The sequence below is a fragment of the Actinosynnema pretiosum genome, from assembly GCF_002354875.1.
Taxonomy (GTDB): domain Bacteria; phylum Actinomycetota; class Actinomycetes; order Mycobacteriales; family Pseudonocardiaceae; genus Actinosynnema; species Actinosynnema auranticum.
Genome location: NZ_CP023445.1, coordinates 3,770,778 through 3,786,968, shown reverse-complemented (window position 1 = coordinate 3,786,968; position 16,191 = coordinate 3,770,778). Strand labels below are relative to the sequence as shown.

Here is a 16,191-nt window from a genome sequence, read left to right as displayed (position 1 = left end):
ACACACGCCGCAGCCCCGCGCACGAGCCCTAAACAGGCCCCAGCGTGAAGTACCGGTCGGTCCACAGGTCGAGGACCTCCTGTCGGAGGGCGTCGTCCACCTCGCCGTCCACCAGTTCGGCCACCGCGCTCTTCCCGTCCACCCGCGTCAGCAGCCCGTGCGCCCGCGCCGAGATCGCCTTGCGCGGCCCCTCCGCGTAGTCCAGGAAGACCTCGTGCTCCTCCACCCGACCGCCACCGACCGGGAACCGCACCCGGCCCACCAGCCTGGTCTCGGGGCGGAACCGGATCACCGCGTCGTCCAGCGCGCCCAGGAAGTCCGGGCGCCTGCGGACCACCGAGTCGCCGACCACCAGGTAGTCCAGCTCGGTGGTCAGGAAGCTGGTCAGCACGTCCTCAAAGGTCTGCACGATCGGCTCGGCGTGGTTGTTGAACGAGGTGTTCAGCAGCACCGGCGTGCCGGTCAGCTCGCCGAACCGCTCCACCAGCCGGTGGAACGCCGGGTTGGCCGTCGAGGTCACCACCTGCACCCGCGCGGTGCCGTCCACGTGGGTCACCGCGCCCAACCCGGCCCGGTGCTCGGGCCGCACGGGCACCACGAACGACATGAACCCCAGCTCGGCCTCGACGTCCGGGATCTCGAAGTACTCGGCGGCGGCGTCGGGGGTGACCACGGGCGCGAACGGCCGGTAGCTCTCCCGCTTCTTCACCATCGCGTTGATCCTGGTCTGGTTCGCGGCGGGCCGGGGATCGGCGACGATGCTGCGGCTGCCCAGCGCGCGCGGCCCGAACTCCGACCTCCCGCGCGCCCACCCGAGCACCGCGCCGTCCGCGAGGAGCCGGGCCGAGGTGTCCACCAGGTCCTCCAGGTCCGCCGCCCGGTGCACCAGCTCGACGAACCCGTCCCAGCCCTTGAGCTTGAGCACGACGTCCCGCTCGTCCCCGAGCCCACCACCGAGGTCCGCCCTGCGCAGCGCCACGCGCGGCACCCGCCCGGTCAGCCGGTGCTCCACCGCCAGGGCGGCCCCGGTCCCGGCGCCCGCGTCGTGCGAGGCGGGGTGCACGAACACCCGGTCGAACAGCCCCGACCGCAGGATCACCCCGTTGAGGCTGGAGTTGTGCGCGACCCCGCCGCCGAAGCACAGCGCGCGCTCACCGGTCCGCTCGGCCCAGTGCCGGATCACGTGCAGCGCGATCCGCTCCACGGTCTCCTGCAGCGCGGCGGCGAAGTCCTTGTGGTCCTGGGTGAACTCCTCGCCCTTGCGGCGCGGCGCGAACCCGGTGTCGAGCATCGCGGGGAGGAAGGCGTTGGGCGTGACCACGTTGCCCAGCAGCTCGTACTCGCCGCCCTCGCCCAGCGAGTGCAGCGACTCGAACACCGACCGGTAGCGGGCCGGGTCGCCGTAGGGCGCCAGCCCCATCACCTTGTACTCGTCGCCGAAGCCGTAGCCGAGCAGCTGCGTGCCGAACAGGTACCAGAACCCCAGCGACCGGTGCACGGGGTACGAGGCCAGCGACTCGACCCCGCCGGGCCCGATCCGGTAGACGGTCCCGGACGCGTTCTCCCCCCGGCCGTCGAACACGACCGTCAGCGCCGACTCGAACCCGGAGTGCCCGAAGGAGGACATCGCGTGCGCCAGGTGGTGCGGCACGTAGTGCAGCTTCTCCGCGGGCAGGTCCCAGCCCAGCTCGCTGCGCAGCCGGTCGCGCACCAGGTCGCGCGAGTACCGCAGCGGCACGGCGGGGCTCTGGCAGTAGAGCTGGCCGAGCACCTTGTCCACGTGGTCCTCGGGGAAGTAGAACGCCACCGCGTCCACGTCGTCGGGCCCCAGCCCGGTCTCCTCGAAGCAGGCCCGCACGGCCGCGCTGGGGAACCGGGTGGTCTTCTTGATCCGGTTGTACCGCTCCTCCTCCACGGCGGCCAGCAGCTCGCCGTCGCGCGCCAGGCTCGCCGACGAGTCGTGGAAGAAGAACTCCAGCATCCCCGGCACCAGCTCCTCGGCGGCGGTCGAGAAGTTGCCGTTCAGGCCGAGCACGAGCATGGTCTCTGTCACCGGGCCAATCCGTGTGGGAGGGACGAGCGGAGACCGGGTCGCGGGACTCCACTTCGGACGGTAGGGCACGCGGGCGCCGTTGGCAGTTGCCGCTTCCACGGCTGGCGAACAAAGCGGTAATCCCTTGCGCCACAGGCGATTGACACCCCGGCGAGGCCCTGGTTTCACTGCTGTCCGCACGTCACCGGCGCGAGGAGGCCCCCGTGAAGTACATGCTGCTCATCCACACCAGCGACGAGCGGTGGCAGACCCTGACGCAGGCCGACAAGGAGGAGTTCCTGGCCGAGTACGCCGCGTTCACCGAGGAGATCGAGTCCACCGGCGAGCACTGCCACGGCTCCCCGCTGACCCACCGCAGGAACGCGCTGTCCGTGCGGGTGCGCGACGGCCGCGCCGCCGTGGAGCGCGGCCCGCTCACCGACGACGACCGCTACCTGGCCGGGTACTTCGTGGTGGACTGCGCCGACGAGGACCGCGCGCTGGAGATCGCCGCGCGCGTGCCCGACGCGAAGCTGAACGTGGTGGAGGTCAGGGCGCTCGCGGTGGTCTGACGCGCCCGCGGGCTCACCCCGCCGGGTCCGGGGCGGGCGACCGCCTCGGCCGGTGGGCGCGCCGCAGCAGCGGACGCTCCACCCACCGGTGCAGCAGCAGGCTGAGCCCCTGGGTGAGCGCGTACAGCGCCGCCACCAGCAGCAGCCCCTCCCCCAGCCCGAGCAGCCGGTCCCCCGCCACGTGCTTGGCGACCGCGAGCAGCGGCCAGTGCAGCAGGTAGGTCGCGTAGCTCATGTCCCCCGCGACCCGCACCCACCGCCGGGACAGCACGGACCGCCGCCCCTCCAGGTCCCGCACGGCGATGACGGGGACGAGCAGCGCCAGCGGGACCGCCGCGATCGCGCTGCGCGCGTACACCTGCGGCAGCACCGGCAGCAGCGCCCACACCGCCGCCACCCCCAGCAGCGGCCACCACGCCCGCACCGGCCGCCACCGCCCGGTGGCCACGATCCTGGCGAGCACCACGCCCATCAGGAACTCCGGCAACCGGGTCAGCGGGAAGAAGTTCACCAGCCACGCCTGCTCGAACGACAGCGGCGGCCACAGCGCCCACGGCGGCCCGTCCACCAGCGCCCCGATCACGCCCGGCAGCGCGAGCACCACCGCGGCGAGCACGCCGAAGCACGCCCACAACCGGTGGTCGGGCACCCGCAGCAGCGGCCGGGACAGCAGCGGCAGCAGCAGGTAGAACACCACCTCGCAGGACACCGACCAGTTGATGCCGTTGACCGACAGCAGGTAGTCGGGCAGCGGCACGAGCGACTGGAGCAGCGACAGGTTGACCAGCGCGGGCCCCACCTCGGGCAGCGGCCCCAGCAGCGGCAGCGGGCCGAGCGCCGCCAGGAGCAGCAGCACCGCGGCCCACGTCAGCACGTGGGTGGGCAGGATGCGCACGACCCGGCGTCGGAAGTAGGGGCCCACGCCCTCGCGCCACGGCTCCGACCACACCAGCACGAACCCGCTGAGCACGAAGAACAACGACAGCGCCGCGGGCCCGTAGGGCAGGAGGAACCCGAGCGAGTTGACCGATTCGTCGGCGAAGAACCGGGCGGAGCCGAGCGCGTGGGCCACGAACACGAGCAGGGCCAGCGGCGCGCGGATGCCGGTGAGGGAGGGAAGCCGAGGAGGGAGGACGGGACCGGGGGTCATGTGCTGGGCTCCCTGTCTGTGGGGATCAGCGCGCGTGCTGCCGGGGTTGCGGGAGCACCGGCGAGGGCTCGGTCGGGCGGCACCCGCCCGACCTGAGCCCGTGGTGGACCAGCCGCAGCGCGTCGTGACCGGGCACGCGCTCCAACCAGTCGGCCGCTCGCCGGTGCTTCTCGGCGCGGGCGTGCTGGGGGATGGTCAGGTAGGCGACGTCGCGCACGAGCGGGCTGCGGAACGCGTAGGCGGTGGCGCGCTCGGCGTCCCGGTCCCGGCGCAGGACCTCGCGCCGCTCCAGGTGCTCCAGCGCGCGCGCCACGTCGGGCACGGCGCCGCCGCCGAGCGCGCGCACCCCCTCCTCGCACAGGTCCTCGCCGAGGACGGCCGCGTCGAGCAGCACCGCCTTGGCGTCGGCGGGCAGGCTGTCGATGCGGGCCGCCACGACCCGGCGCACCAGCGGCGGCAGCGGCGGCGACTGCCCGCCGCCCCCGGACGACGGGCCCGCGTCGGCGAGCACCCTGGCGTACTCGACGGCGAACAGCGGGTTCCCGCCGATGTGGGCGATCACCGCGCGGTAGGCGGCGCTCGCCTCGTCGGTGGCGGGGCCGCGCCGGACGCACAGGGCGGTGAGCAGCCGCTCCACGTCCTGGTCGGCGAGCGGGTCGAGGGTGATCGTGCTGGCCTCGGCCTTGCCGCCGCCCCAGGCGGGGCGCCGGTCGAACAGCTCGGGGCGCGCGGTGACCACGACCAGCAGCGGGGACGACGTGGCCTCGGCGGTGAGGTGGTCCACGAAGTCCAGCAGCGCCTCGCCCGCCCAGTGCAGGTCCTCCAGGACCAGGACGAGCGGGTCCGCGCCGCCGAGGTCCTCCAGCACGTGCCGCCACGCCGCGAACGAGCCGTCCGGGAGCACGTCGGGCACGTCGAGCCCGAACAGGACGCGCAGGCTGGCCAGCACCCGGTCCGCGCGCTCGCCCGCGCCACCGCTGCCGCGCGCGGCGGCGGCGAGCTTGGCGGCGACCAGCCCGACCGGGTCGGCCGGGCCGATGCCCATGCGCGGGGCGAGCGCGTCGGCGAGCGGGGCGAGGTCGCCCCCTCCGCCGAGGCGGGGGCAGCGGACCACAACGGTCGCCGAGGTCTCGGCCACGCGCTGGAACTCGTCCACGAGCCTGCTCTTGCCGATGCCGGGCTCGCCGAGCACGGTCACCAGGTGCGTCCGGGACCTGCGGCCGACCTGCTCCAGCAGGCCGCGCAGCAGGGCCAGCTCGCGGTCCCGGTCCACCAGCGGCGGCGTGGCCGGGGGCCCGCCCGCGCCCTGCCTGGCCCCGGTGGCCCAGGACCCGCGCACCGGGTCGTGGGGGCCGTCGTAGCCGATGGCGCCCTCGCTGGCGCCCCTGGTCTCCTCGCACACCCTGACCTCGCCGGGCGAGACGTGCGCGAGCAGCCTCATGCAGCGGTCGAGCACGCCGCCGCCGACCTCGGGCGCGCGCCCTGGGTGGCGCCGCACCAGGGCGTGCCCGGTGGCGACGGCGGCGGTGACGCCCAGCGCGGCGGGCCCGGCGCCGCGCGGCCCGTGGGCGAGCCGGTCGCGCACGGCGAGCGCGGCGCGCACCGCCCTGGTGGCGTCGTCCTCGCCGCTGCGGGTGGAGCCGAACAGGGCGACGATCAGCGACGCGGCCTTGGCGGTGACGACGCCGCCCGCCCGCTCGACCTCCTCGCGCACCGCGGTGGCGACGTCGCTCAGCGCGTCGTCCACCTCCTCGGGCGGGGCGGCGGCCACGTCGTGCTCGAACCGGGTGAGGACCATGAGGACGCTGACGTGCTTGAGCTCGGCGGTCGGCGCGGACGCCGGGGGGAGGGGCGCGAGCGCGACGGGGGCAGGCGCGGGCGCCGGGGGCGCCTGCCGCTGCGGGACGATCCCGGCCGGGGGCGCCGCGACCGGGGGCGCCGCGACCGGGCCACCGCCCTCGGTCGCCCCGGACCGCGCGGCGGGCGCCGCCTCGCGCCGGGCCGGGAGCCGGTGCGGCACCTCCTGGTTGAGGATCGCCCGCTCCAGCTCGCGCAGCTCGCGGCCGGGGTCGAGCCCCAGCTCGTCCACCAGCCTGGCCCTGGTGCGCCGGTACACGCCGAGCGCGTCGGCCTGCCTGCCGCAGTGGTAGAGCGCCCGCATGAGCTGGCCGCACAGCCGCTCGCGCAGCGGCTCGGCCTCGACCCACCGCTCCAGCTCGTAGATCATCTCGCCGTAGCGGCCGGACGCGAACTCCGCCTCGACGCAGTCCTCCAGCGCGGCCAGCCGGGTGTTGCGCACGGCCGCCAGCTCGGGCCAGTCGACGCCCTGCTCGACCAGGTCGGCCAGCAGCGGCCCGCGCCACAGGCCGATCGCGTCGCGCAGGGTGCGGGCGGCGCGCTGCCAGGAGCCCGCCGCGAGGTCGGCGCGCCCGGCGTGGACGAGCCTGCGGAAGCGGCTCAGGTCCACGTCCTCCGGGTCGACGCGCAGCAGGTAGCCGGGGGTGTGGGTGAGCAGGGCGGGCGCGCCGGGCGCGTCACCGGCGGCGGTCAGCACGCCGCGCAGGGCGGCGACCGCGTTCTGGAGCATCTTGCGCCCGGTGGGCGGCATGTCCTGCGGCCACAGCGCCTTGAGCAGGCTGCTGGTGGGCACCACGCTGTTCGGGTGCAGCAGCAGGTAGCCGAGCGCGGCGCGCTGCTTGGTGCCGCCGAGCGCCACCGGTCGGGACCGGTCGACGACTTCGAGCGGACCCAAGAGCTGAAAGCGCATCACTGGTCTCCAAGGCGCGTGGTTGCTCCGGGTCGCTTCCCGCCGCTGCGCTGGGACGGTTCCGCTCTGGACCGTCGGGACGGTACCCCCGGCCATCGCGCGGCCGGGAGTTCGCAGCGGCTTTTTCCCCCTACCGTATGTATCGGAACGCTCACCGTGCGCACTGGTGCGGAGAGCTCAGCGCGTGCGACGGGCCAGGGTCATGCCGTCGGCGTGCGCGAGCAGCACGGCCTGGACCCGGTCGTCGGCGGCGATCCTGCGGTTGAGCTCCCGGACGCCCTCGGTGTCGGGGTCCACCGCGGCGGGGTCGGCGACCCGGCCGGAGAACAGGGTGTTGTCCACGACGACCAGCCCGCCGGGGCGCACCAGCTCGACGGCCAGCTCGTAGTAGCGGGGGTACCCGGCCTTGTCCGCGTCCACGAACACCAGGTCGACCCGGCCCGCGAGCTCGCCGGTCAGCCCGGCGAGGCTGCCCGCGGCGTCGCCGACGAGCACCTCGATCCGGTCCGCGACGCCCGCGCGCTCCCAGTGCGGCCGGGCGATCGCGGGCCACTTGGGGCTCAGCTCGCAGGTGATCACCCGGCCGCCGTCGGGGAGGGCGGAGGCCAGGCACAGCGTGCTGCACCCGGTGAAGGTGCCGACCTCCACGACCAGCCGGGCCCCGGTGAGCGCGACCAGCATGGCGAGGAAAGCGCCTTCCCCCGGTGGGACGGGGAGGACGCCGCCGCCGGGCAGCAGCGCGGTCTCGGCGCGCAGCTCGGCGAGCGCCGCCGGTTCCGGCTGGGAGACCTCGCGCAGGTAGTCGAGCAGCGCGGGCGTGACGACGACCTGCTCACCCACGGGTGGGCACCTCCAGCAGCGACGGGGCTTCGACGGTGACCGCGCGCGGGGCGGGTCGGGGCGCGGGGCGCAGGTGCAGCCGCCGCACCGGGTTCCCGCTGGCACGCGCCTCGGGAACCTCGGCGACGGGGACATCAGCGGCGCGGGGCTCGGCGGTCCGGGGCTCAGCCACGCGAGACTCGGCAGCGCGGGGCTCAGCCACGCGAGACTCGGCAGCGCGGGGCTCAGCCACGCGAGACTCGGCAGCGCGAGGCTCGGCAGCGCGAGTCTCGGCAGCACCGGTTCCTGGAGCACCGCCCGCGGGAGCACCGCCCGCGGGAGCACCGGCTCCTGAAGCACCGGCTCCCGAGGCGCCGATCCCCGGAGCGCCCGCGCCTGGGGCGCCTGCCGCAGCGAGGTGTTCGGGGCCGCCGCCCACCGCCGCCAGCTCGGCGCGGCAGGCGCAGTCGGCGTCGTCGTACCCGGCGAACCGGTAGGCGATCTCCATCATGCGGTTGCGGTCGGTGCGCCGGAAGTCGGCCACCAGGTGCGCGCCCGCCTCCAGCGCCTGCCCGCACAGCCAGTCCAGCAGCACGCTGCCCACGCCGTAGGGCACCACCCGGCACGAGGTCGCCAGCAGCTTCAGGTGCCACGCGGCGGTGTGCCGCTCCAGCAGCACGATGCCGATCGCGCCGTGCGGCCCGAACCGGTCGGTCAGGCCCGCCACCAGCACCTCGTGCGCCGGGTCGTCCAGCAGGGCGCGCAACTGCCCGTGCGGGTAGTGCACGCCGGTCGCGTTCATCTGGCTGGTGCGCGCGGTCAGCTCCTCGACCCGGTGCAGGTCCTCGGGCCTGGCCCGGTCGATCCGCAGCACCAGTCCCAGCGAGCGCAGGAACTCCTCGTCGGGCCCGGTGAACGCGGCCTGCTCGGCGCCGCGCGCGAACCCGGCCCGGTAGAGGGCGCGGCGGTTGCGGGCGTCCTCGGTGACGACGGCGGGGCTGAACTCGGGCAGCGAGCACAGCTCCAGCACGCGCTCGGCCGGGTAGCAGCGGACCTCGGGCAGGTGGAAGGCGACCTCGGCGCGCTCGGCGGGCCGGTCGTCGACGAACGCGATGGCGCGGTGCGCGAAGCCCAGCCGGTCGGCGATGCGGGCGACGGCGGCGGACTTGACGCCCCAGCCGATCTCGGGCAGCACGAAGTACTCGGCGACGCCCAGCGCCTCCAGCGCGGCGAGGGCGGGCTCGGGGTCGTTGCGGCTGGCCACCGACTGGAGCACGCCGCGCGCGTCCAGCTCGACGATCGCGGCGCGGACCCGCTCGTCCAGCACGGGCGCGTCGCCCTCGGCGAGGGTGCCGCGCCAGAGCGTGTCGTCCAGGTCCCACACCAGGCACTTGACCAGGTCGCCGCTCACGCCGTCGCCACCGCGTGCTCGGCCAGCACGAGCCTGCACAGCTCGTTGCTGCCCTCGATGATCTCCATGAGCTTGGCGTCCCGGTAGGCGCGCGCGACGGGGTGGCCGTCGTGGGCGCCCGCCGAGGCGAGCACCTGGACGGCGGTGGCGGCGGCGCGCGCCGCGTGCCCCGCGCTCACGTGCTTGGCGAGCACGGTGGCGGTGACCAGCTCGGCCGAGCTCTCGTCCCAGCGGCGGCTGGCGTGCTCGCACACCCTGGTGGAGACCTGCTCGGCGACCAGCAGGTCGGCGAGGTGGCCCGCGACGAGCTGGTGCGCGGCCAGCGGCACGCCGAACTGGCGGCGGGTGCGGGCGTGCTCGGCGGACGCGGCCAGGCAGGCGCGCAGGATGCCGACGCAGCCCCACGCCACGGACAGCCTGCCGTGCGCGAGGACCGTGGTGACCAGCAGCGCGGTGGAGACGCCGTCGCCGCCCAGCACCGAGGTGGCGGGCAGGCGCACGTCGTCCAGCTCGACGTCGGCGTGGCCCGCGGCCCGGCAGCCCATCGGGTTGGCGACGGGGGTGATCGTGACACCGGGCGCGGTGGCGGGCACCAGCGCGACCGCCGCGCCGTCGCCGCGCCTGCCCGCCACGAGGAGCAGGTCGGCGTAGCGGGCCGCGGTGGTCCACACCTTGTGGCCGCGCACCAGGACCGTCCCCGGTTCGCCGGGGTCGTCCTCGACGGTGGTGGCCATGGCGGACAGGTCGCTGCCCGCGCCGGGCTCGCTGAGCGCCACGGCGGCCAGCGAGCCCCCGGTGAGCCTGGGCAGCACGGCGGCGCGCTGCGCCTGGTCGCCGAGGCGGCGCACGGTCCAGGCGGCCATGCCCTGCGAGGTCTGGACGCTGCGCACCGAGCCGCACAGCGCGCCGGTGCGGGCGGTCAGCTCGCCGTTGTCCAGGCTGCCGAGCCCGAGGCCGCCGTGCCGCTCGGCGACCTCACCGCACAGCGCGCCCGCCGCGCCGAGCTCGCGGAGCGCGGCCACCGGCAGCTCGCCCGCCAGGTCCCACTCCCCCGCCCGGTCGGCGACCACCCGCTCGACCAGCGCGGTCGCCTCGTCCACCCGGTCAGCCACCGGCGCCGCCCGCGCGGAGCCGGTCCACGAGCGCGGTCATGGCGCGCACCGTGCGGAAGTTGTCCAGCCGCAGGTCGGGGCCCGCGATCTCGACGTCGAAGCACTGCTCCAGGTGCACGACCAGCTCCATCGCGAACAGCGACGACAGGCCGCCCTCGGCGAACAGGTCCCGCTCGGCGTCCCACTCGGCGCCGGTGCGGGCGCGCAGGAAGTCCAGCACCGCGCCCTGGACGTCGTCGGTCCGCGACTCCGTGCCCGAGGTCATCGCCCCGTCCCTTCACGGCCGGGGTGGCCGTAGTCGTAGAAGCCCCGGCCGCTCTTGCGCCCGAGGTGCCCCGCGTCGACCTTGGCCAGCAGCAGGTCGCACGGCTCGCACCGCTCGTCCCCGGTGCGCCTGCGCAGCACGCGCAGCGAGTCGACGAGGTTGTCGATGCCGATCAGGTCGGCGGTGCGCAGCGGGCCCTCGCGGTGGCCGAGGCAGTCGCGCATGAGCGCGTCGACGGCGGCGGCGTCGGCGGTGCCCGACTCCACGACGCGCGCCGCGTCGTTGATCATCGGGTGCAGCAGGCGGCTGGTGACGAAGCCCGGCGCGTCGCCGACCTGTACCGGGGCGCGGCCGAGGCGCGCGAGCAGGGCGGTGAGCCCGGCGAACGCCGCGTCCGAGGTCAGCGGGCCGCGCGCTACCTCGACGGCGGGGATCAGGTACGGCGGGTTCATGAAGTGCGCGCCCACGAGGTCGCCGGGCCTGGGCAGCGCGGGGGCCAGCTCGCCCATGGGGATGGAGGAGGTGTTGGAGACCAGCGGGGTGCCCGGCGGGACGGTGGCGCAGACCCCGGTGAGCGCCTTGGCCTTGGTCTCGGCGTCCTCGGTGACCGCCTCGACCACGGCGACCACCTCGCGGGGGCCGCCCGTGTCGGTCGCGGTGGTCAGCTCGCCGAGCGGCCCGGCGGCGACGCCGAGCAGCTGGGCGGTCCGCAGGTGCGCGCGCACGTCGGCGCGGGCCGCGTCGAGCCGGTCGGCGTCCGGGTCCACCAGGAGCACGGGCAGGCCCCTGGAGAGCGCGAGCGCGGTGATCCCGCAGCCCATGACGCCCGCGCCCAGCACCAGCAGCGGGCGCTCCCCGGCCGGGCGGCCCGGTTCGCCGGGCGACGCGCCGCCGCGCGCCGCGCCGCCGGGCGACATGCCGCCGGAGGACGGACCGAGGGACGACGGGCCGTCGGGTGGCGGGCCGTCGGGTGACGGGCTGGCGAGCGCTCGGGCCGGTGGGTCGTCGGTGTCGCCGGGCACGGGGCCTCCGAGGGGCTGGAGCTGGGGACCGGGTCGGTTGTGGACAGTCGAGCACCGCGCGAGGCCCTCCCGCACTGGTCGGCTCCACCGGACGCCCACACCCCGGCAACCAGCTCGCCGGTGGGCGGTTCGTTACCCGGTGGTGGAACCGCGGATTGCCGCTGCCCGGCGGGCTTCCTAGCGTGGGCTGCGGATCGTCACCGCCGCGCGGGGAACCGGCTTCGCGCCGCCCGACGGCCGGGGAGGTCGTGGCCTGATGCTCGACGCGATCGTGATGGGTGGTGGGCCCGCCGGGTCCGTCTGCGCCGCGGTGCTCGCCCGGCAGGGCCGCTCGGTGCTGGTGCTGGAGCGGCAGGAGTTCCCCCGCTTCCACATCGGCGAGTCGATGCTGCCGTACATGGTGGGCCTGCTGGAGCGGCACGGCCTGCTCGACGCGGTGCGGGAGCAGGGCTACGTCGTCAAGCGCGGCGGCGAGTTCATCGACCCGACCGGCACGAAGTTCTTCCGCGCCGGGGTGTTCCGCGCCGACTTCGCCAAGACCGGCGACGGCCGCCACCACGAGACGTTCCAGGTCGAGCGCTCGCACTTCGACCGGGTGAACCTGGACCAGGCGCGCGCGGCGGGCGCGACCGTGCGGGAGGGCGCGCAGGTCGTCGGGCTGCTGGAGGAGGGCGGCCGGGTGGTGGGCGTGCGCTACCGCGAGGGCGGGGTCGAGCGCGAGGAGCGCGCCCGGTACGTGGTGGACGCCACCGGCCGGGCGGGCGTGGTCGCCAACCGGTTCGGGCTGCGGCGGATGATCGAGGACCTGCGCATGGTGGCGGTGTTCCACCACCGCGACGGGCTGGACGAGGCGCACAACCCCGGCCACGAGGGCGACATCCAGGTCGGCAGCCACTCGGACGGGTGGATCTGGGCGATCCCGCTGTCGGCGGACCGGATCAGCGTCGGCACGGTCATGCACCGCGACCGGCTGCGCGGGCGCACCCCGGCCGAGGCGTTCGCCGAGCACGTCGAGCGGGTGCCCAGGATCAACCAGCGGCTCACCGGCACCTCCGCGACCTCGGACTTCTGGGTGGAGACCGACTACAGCTACCACTCCGACCAGGTCACCGGCCCCGGCTGGGTGATGGTCGGGGACGCCGGCTGCTTCGGCGACCCCATGTTCTCCGGCGGGGTGCTGGTGGGCATGGCCACGGGCGCGGAGGCCGCCGAGGCGCTCGGGCGGGCGCTCGACTCGCCCGCCGACGAGGAGCAGGCGCTCACCGGCTACTCGAACTTCTTCAAGACCGGCTACGACACGTACGTGCGGCTGATCTTCTCCTTCTACGAGGGCGAGCTGCTGCCCGCGCTGGCCGAGGCGCACTCGGAGGCGGGGAACCTCTCCGAGGCGGACATGGAGATGTACGTGGTGCGGCTGCTCGGCGGCGACTTCTGGAGCGCGCGCAACCCGGTGGCGAACGCGCTGCGCGCGAACCCGGCGTGGTCGACGTTCTCGCCGTTCGAGCCGGTGCACCGCTGCCCGGTGTACCCCGAGCTGGACGTGGCGGAGCTGGGCGGGCTCGCGGGCACGGTCGGCCGGTGAGCCGGGACGGGGTGGTCGAGCGGGTCCCGGTGCTGGTGGTCGGCGCGGGGCCGACCGGGCTGGCGCTGGCGTGCGGGTTGCGCTCGCTCGGGGTGGAGGCCCTGGTGGTCGACCGGGCGGGCGGTCCCGCGACCACCTCGCGGGCGCTGGGCGTGCAGCCGCGCGGCGTGGAGGTGCTGCTGCGGCTGGGCGCGCTGGGCGACCTGCCGGGGCTGGTGATCCCGCTGCGCGAGGTGCGGATGCACAGCGAGGGCAGGCTGGTGTCGGTGATGCCGATGGCGCGCATGGCGCAGGCGTCGGGGCGCGCGCCGCTGCTGGTGTCCCAGGTGGAGGTGGAGGCGTCGCTGCGGGAGCGGCTGGCCGCGCTGGGCGGCGCGCCGGAGTGGGGCGTGGAGCTGCTGGACTGCGCGCAGGACGCCTCCGGGGTGACCGCGCTGCTGCGCGACGGCGGCGGTGAGCGGCGGGTGCGGGCGGACTGGGTGGTCGGGTGCGACGGCGCGCGCAGCCTGGTGCGGGAGCTGGCGGGCATCGGGTTCCCCGGCGAGCAGGTGGCCGAGCACTTCCTGATCGCCGACGTGCGCGCGGACTGGGCGGTGGACCGGGGCGTGATGGGCAGCTGGACGCGCGGGCGCGACATGGTCAGCGTGTGCCCGCTTCCCGGCGAGGACCGGTGGCGGCTCATGGGCCCCGCGCCCGCCGGGACGGCCGGGCGGCTGCGCGACGACGAGGTGCGGGAGCTGGTGCTGCGCCAGCTCGCGCGCTGCACGCCGCACCCCGCCGAGGCGATCACGCGGGTGGAGTGGCTGTCGTCGTTCCGGATCCACCGCAGGCTCGCCGAGGCGCACCGCCGGGACAGGCTGCTGCTGGCCGGGGACGCCGCCGCGATCCACCACCCGTTCGGCGGGCAGGGCATGAACACCGGGCTGGGCGACGCGGAGAACCTGGCGTGGAAGCTGGCGCTGGTGGCGAGCGGGCGGGCCGGGCAGGAGCTGCTGGACACCTACGCGGCCGAGCGCAGGCCCGTCGCGGCGGGGGTGCTCTCGGGGACCGGGGTGACCACCGGCCTGGTCGCGGCGGACAACCCGCTGGTGGCGCTGGTGCGGGACCGGGTGGTGATGCCGCTGCTGAACACCCGGCTCGCGCAGGGGTTCCTGTGGCGCAGGGCCTCCCAGCTGGGGGTCGGGTACCGGCGCGGGCCGCTGGCCGCTCCGGGCGCCCGGCGGGGATCGGGGCCCGTGCCCGGCGACCGGGTGCCCGACCTGGCGTGCCACGACGGGGGCGGGCGGACGACGCTGCACGCGGCGCTGCGCGGCCGGTGGGCGGTGCTGGCGCCGGACGGGGTGGGCGGGTCGACCGTGGAAGCGGTGCGGGGGCTGCTCGGCGTGGACGCCGTGGTGGGGCTGGCGCCGGTGGCGGGCGGGTTGGCGGAGGTGCTGCTGGTGCGGCCGGACGGGCACCTGGCGTGGCGCGGGCGGCCGGACCCCGAGGGGGTCGCGGCGTGGCTGGGGTCGGCGCTGAGCCTGGTCGGGGAGGGGGCGCTGCGATGAGCCTCCCAGCGGACTCACCACCGCCGGGGCCGGTGGAGATGCCCGACGAGAGCTGGACGTCGCTGGGCAACGCGGGGGCGCGGGCGCAGGAGTCCGCGCGGGCCGACCGGTTGTTCGACGACCCGCTGGCGCGGGCGTTCCTGGACGCGGCGGGGACGGGGAACCCGCTGCTGCCCGACCGGGGTGGCGGTGATCCGGGGCTGCTCGGGCAGATCACGGACGTCATCGTGGTCAAGACGGTGTTCTTCGACGCGGTGCTGGCGCGGGCGGCGGCGGCCGGGGTGCGGCAGGTGGTGCTGCTGGCCGCCGGGTTGGACGCCCGCGCGTTCCGGCTGCCCTGGCCCGAGGGGGTGGTGGTGTTCGAGGTGGACCTGCCGGACGTGCTGGGGTTCAAGGAGCGCGTGGTGCGGGAGGTCGGGGCGGAGCCCTCGTGCGACCGGCGGGTCGTCGCGGCGGACCTGCGCTCGGACTGGGTGGCCGCGCTGGTCGCCGCCGGGCTGGACCGGGAGGCCCCGGTGGCCTGGCTGGCGGAGGGCGCGCTGGGGCTGCTGGACGAGGCCGGGTGCGAGGAGCTGATGGCGGCGGTGCTCGGGGCCTCCGCGGCGGGGAGCCGGTTCGCGCTCGACCACACCCACGACGGGTGGAAGGCCGGGGAGGCGCTGGGCGGGTACCTGGAGGGGACCGGGGTCTGCTTGGCCGACCTGGTGAAGGGGGGTCCGCGGGAGCCGGGCGGGGCGTGGTTGGCGCGGCACGGGTGGCGGGTGGCGGAGTACGACGTCGTGGCGGAGGCGGCACGGCACGGGCGGCCCGCGCCGACCCTGTTCCGGGTGCCGGAGCGGCGGGCGAACGCGACGATCCTGTTCGAGGCCGAGCTGGGGTAGGCGAGCGGGAGGCGGGCCGGGCGGGGACGGGCAGGGCGGGACAAAGCCGGGCGGGACAAAGCCGAGCTGAGCAGCGCCGAGCCAAGCAGGACGAGCCAAGCAGGACCGGGCTGGGCGGGACAGGGCCGAGCCCCGGCCCACCTTCGCGGCGTGGTCCACCTCTGCGGCGTGGTCCACCTCCGTAGCGTGGCCCGGCTCTGCGGCGTGGCTCGCCTCCTCTGCGTGACCCGGCTCCGCGGCGCGGCCCGGCTCAGTCGGCGCAGATCCCGGTGCGGATCTCGGCGCTCACGCGCGCGTGCTCGGCCGGGTCCAGCAGGGTGGTCACCGTCTCGTGGCCGTCACGGACCACGAGGTGCCGCTTGCCCACCAGGGCCCGGTGGCCGTCGTCGACCGCGCGGCACAGCAGGGTGGTGCCCGCGATCACCGCGCGGTCCAGGTAGCGGCGCAGTCTCGGGGTGAAGCCGTCCCAGTCGGACAGCGTCCTGGGGGTGGTGGCGAACTCGTAGAGCGGGCGCCAGTCGGTGGTGCGGCTCCTGCGCAGCACGAGGTGCCTGCCGTCCTGCTCCACCACCCGGAACGCGCACCCGTGCTGGACCTGCTCGTCCGGGGCCAGCCTGATCGGGTCCAGGTAGGACGGTCCGGCGAAGCCCACGTCGGCCAGCAGCACCTCGCCGTCCAGGTGCACGGCGGTGAACCGGTGCGCCAGGTCGGGGCTGAAGCCGCCCTCCTCGTCGGCCACGCCCGCCGACAGCACGGTCGTGGTGAAGCCGAGGTCGGTGAGCAGCCGGTGGAACAGCAGGTTCAGCTCGAAGCAGATGCCGCCCCGCCCGGCCGTGACGAGCCCGTCGAAGGTCGCGTCCACGTCCAGGTCGGCGAGGTTGTCGGGAACGGGGCCGTCCTGAGTGGCGGCGGCGGTGTTGTCGTAGTGCAGCGCCCGCAGGTGGGCGCGGTGCAGCGCGGTCAGCGCGGCCCGGTCGGGGCGGGTGACCTCGACGCCGAGCCGGGCCAGGTAGGTGTTGGTGTCGTACACG

The 16,191-nt window shown here is 75.8% G+C and carries 13 protein-coding genes; 4 read left to right on the top strand and 9 right to left on the bottom strand.

Going from position 1 to position 16,191, the window contains the following annotated elements:
• Window positions 1-28: 28 nt before the first annotated feature.
• Window positions 29-2,053 carry a carbamoyltransferase family protein gene (locus CNX65_RS16240; protein WP_232519864.1) on the bottom strand — a complete coding sequence of 675 codons (2,025 nt, stop codon included), beginning with the start codon at window positions 2,051-2,053 and terminating at the stop codon, window positions 29-31.
• Between the two features lie 212 nt (window positions 2,054-2,265).
• Here CNX65_RS16240 and CNX65_RS16235 point away from each other — a divergent pair, with 212 nt between their 5' ends.
• Entirely contained in the window at window positions 2,266-2,604 is a 339-nt protein-coding gene (locus tag CNX65_RS16235; protein WP_218182008.1) for a YciI family protein, read from the top strand.
• A gap of 13 nt (window positions 2,605-2,617) precedes the next feature.
• On the opposite strand, the gene CNX65_RS16230 is transcribed toward CNX65_RS16235, so the two are convergent.
• The 7 genes from CNX65_RS16230 to CNX65_RS16200 form a co-directional block, all read right to left on the bottom strand.
• Complete coding sequence (locus CNX65_RS16230; RefSeq protein ID WP_096493989.1) at window positions 2,618-3,754, bottom strand: acyltransferase family protein; 1,137 nt, start codon at window positions 3,752-3,754, stop codon at window positions 2,618-2,620.
• Between the two features lie 25 nt (window positions 3,755-3,779).
• Window positions 3,780-6,521, bottom strand: a complete 2,742-nt coding sequence (locus CNX65_RS16225; protein ID WP_177154598.1) for a BTAD domain-containing putative transcriptional regulator — start codon at window positions 6,519-6,521, stop codon at window positions 3,780-3,782.
• A 177-nt stretch (window positions 6,522-6,698) separates the two neighbouring features.
• The gene (locus tag CNX65_RS16220; RefSeq protein ID WP_096493985.1) at window positions 6,699-7,361 is read right to left on the bottom strand and encodes an O-methyltransferase; all 663 of its coding nucleotides are present in this window, start codon (window positions 7,359-7,361) and stop codon (window positions 6,699-6,701) included.
• Window positions 7,354-8,751, bottom strand: coding sequence for an HAD-IIIC family phosphatase (locus tag CNX65_RS16215; RefSeq protein WP_096493983.1), 1,398 nt, complete (start codon window positions 8,749-8,751; stop codon window positions 7,354-7,356). Before CNX65_RS16215 ends, CNX65_RS16220 begins: the two co-directional genes overlap by 8 nt.
• Window positions 8,748-9,863 carry an acyl-CoA dehydrogenase family protein gene (locus CNX65_RS16210; RefSeq protein WP_096493981.1) on the bottom strand — a complete coding sequence of 372 codons (1,116 nt, stop codon included), beginning with the start codon at window positions 9,861-9,863 and terminating at the stop codon, window positions 8,748-8,750. Before CNX65_RS16210 ends, CNX65_RS16215 begins: the two co-directional genes overlap by 4 nt.
• Window positions 9,856-10,128, bottom strand: coding sequence for an acyl carrier protein (locus CNX65_RS16205; protein WP_096493979.1), 273 nt, complete (start codon window positions 10,126-10,128; stop codon window positions 9,856-9,858). The genes CNX65_RS16210 and CNX65_RS16205 overlap by 8 nt, the downstream gene beginning before the upstream one ends.
• Window positions 10,125-11,150, bottom strand: a complete 1,026-nt coding sequence (locus CNX65_RS16200; RefSeq protein ID WP_177154597.1) for a 3-hydroxyacyl-CoA dehydrogenase family protein — start codon at window positions 11,148-11,150, stop codon at window positions 10,125-10,127. Before CNX65_RS16200 ends, CNX65_RS16205 begins: the two co-directional genes overlap by 4 nt.
• A gap of 256 nt (window positions 11,151-11,406) precedes the next feature.
• Here CNX65_RS16200 and CNX65_RS16195 point away from each other — a divergent pair, with 256 nt between their 5' ends.
• From CNX65_RS16195 to CNX65_RS16185, 3 genes are read left to right on the top strand one after another with little or no spacing between them, the layout of a single operon-like run.
• Window positions 11,407-12,732: an NAD(P)/FAD-dependent oxidoreductase gene (locus CNX65_RS16195; RefSeq protein WP_096493977.1), complete on the top strand. Its 1,326-nt coding sequence runs from the start codon at window positions 11,407-11,409 to the stop codon at window positions 12,730-12,732.
• Window positions 12,729-14,279 carry an FAD-dependent monooxygenase gene (locus tag CNX65_RS16190; protein WP_232519863.1) on the top strand — a complete coding sequence of 517 codons (1,551 nt, stop codon included), beginning with the start codon at window positions 12,729-12,731 and terminating at the stop codon, window positions 14,277-14,279. The genes CNX65_RS16195 and CNX65_RS16190 overlap by 4 nt, the downstream gene beginning before the upstream one ends.
• Window positions 14,276-15,160, top strand: a complete 885-nt coding sequence (locus CNX65_RS16185; RefSeq protein WP_096493975.1) for a class I SAM-dependent methyltransferase — start codon at window positions 14,276-14,278, stop codon at window positions 15,158-15,160. The genes CNX65_RS16190 and CNX65_RS16185 overlap by 4 nt, the downstream gene beginning before the upstream one ends.
• Before the next feature lie 250 nt (window positions 15,161-15,410).
• On the opposite strand, the gene CNX65_RS16180 is transcribed toward CNX65_RS16185, so the two are convergent.
• Window positions 15,411-16,190, bottom strand: a complete 780-nt coding sequence (locus CNX65_RS16180) for an arylamine N-acetyltransferase family protein (protein WP_096493973.1) — start codon at window positions 16,188-16,190, stop codon at window positions 15,411-15,413.
• Window position 16,191: the final 1 nt, after the last annotated feature.

What these genes read in the sequence shown, in the direction of transcription:
- CNX65_RS16235 (WP_218182008.1), top strand. Translation starts at nt 2,266, where the DNA reads ATGCTGCTCATCCACACCAGCGACGAGCGGTGGCAGACCCTGACGCAG.
- CNX65_RS16230 (WP_096493989.1), bottom strand. Translation starts at nt 3,754, where the DNA reads ATGACCCCCGGTCCCGTCCTCCCTCCTCGGCTTCCCTCCCTCACCGGC.
- CNX65_RS16225 (WP_177154598.1), bottom strand. Translation starts at nt 6,521, where the DNA reads ATGCGCTTTCAGCTCTTGGGTCCGCTCGAAGTCGTCGACCGGTCCCGA.
- CNX65_RS16205 (WP_096493979.1), bottom strand. Translation starts at nt 10,128, where the DNA reads ATGACCTCGGGCACGGAGTCGCGGACCGACGACGTCCAGGGCGCGGTG.
- CNX65_RS16195 (WP_096493977.1), top strand. Translation starts at nt 11,407, where the DNA reads ATGCTCGACGCGATCGTGATGGGTGGTGGGCCCGCCGGGTCCGTCTGC.
- CNX65_RS16185 (WP_096493975.1), top strand. Translation starts at nt 14,276, where the DNA reads ATGAGCCTCCCAGCGGACTCACCACCGCCGGGGCCGGTGGAGATGCCC.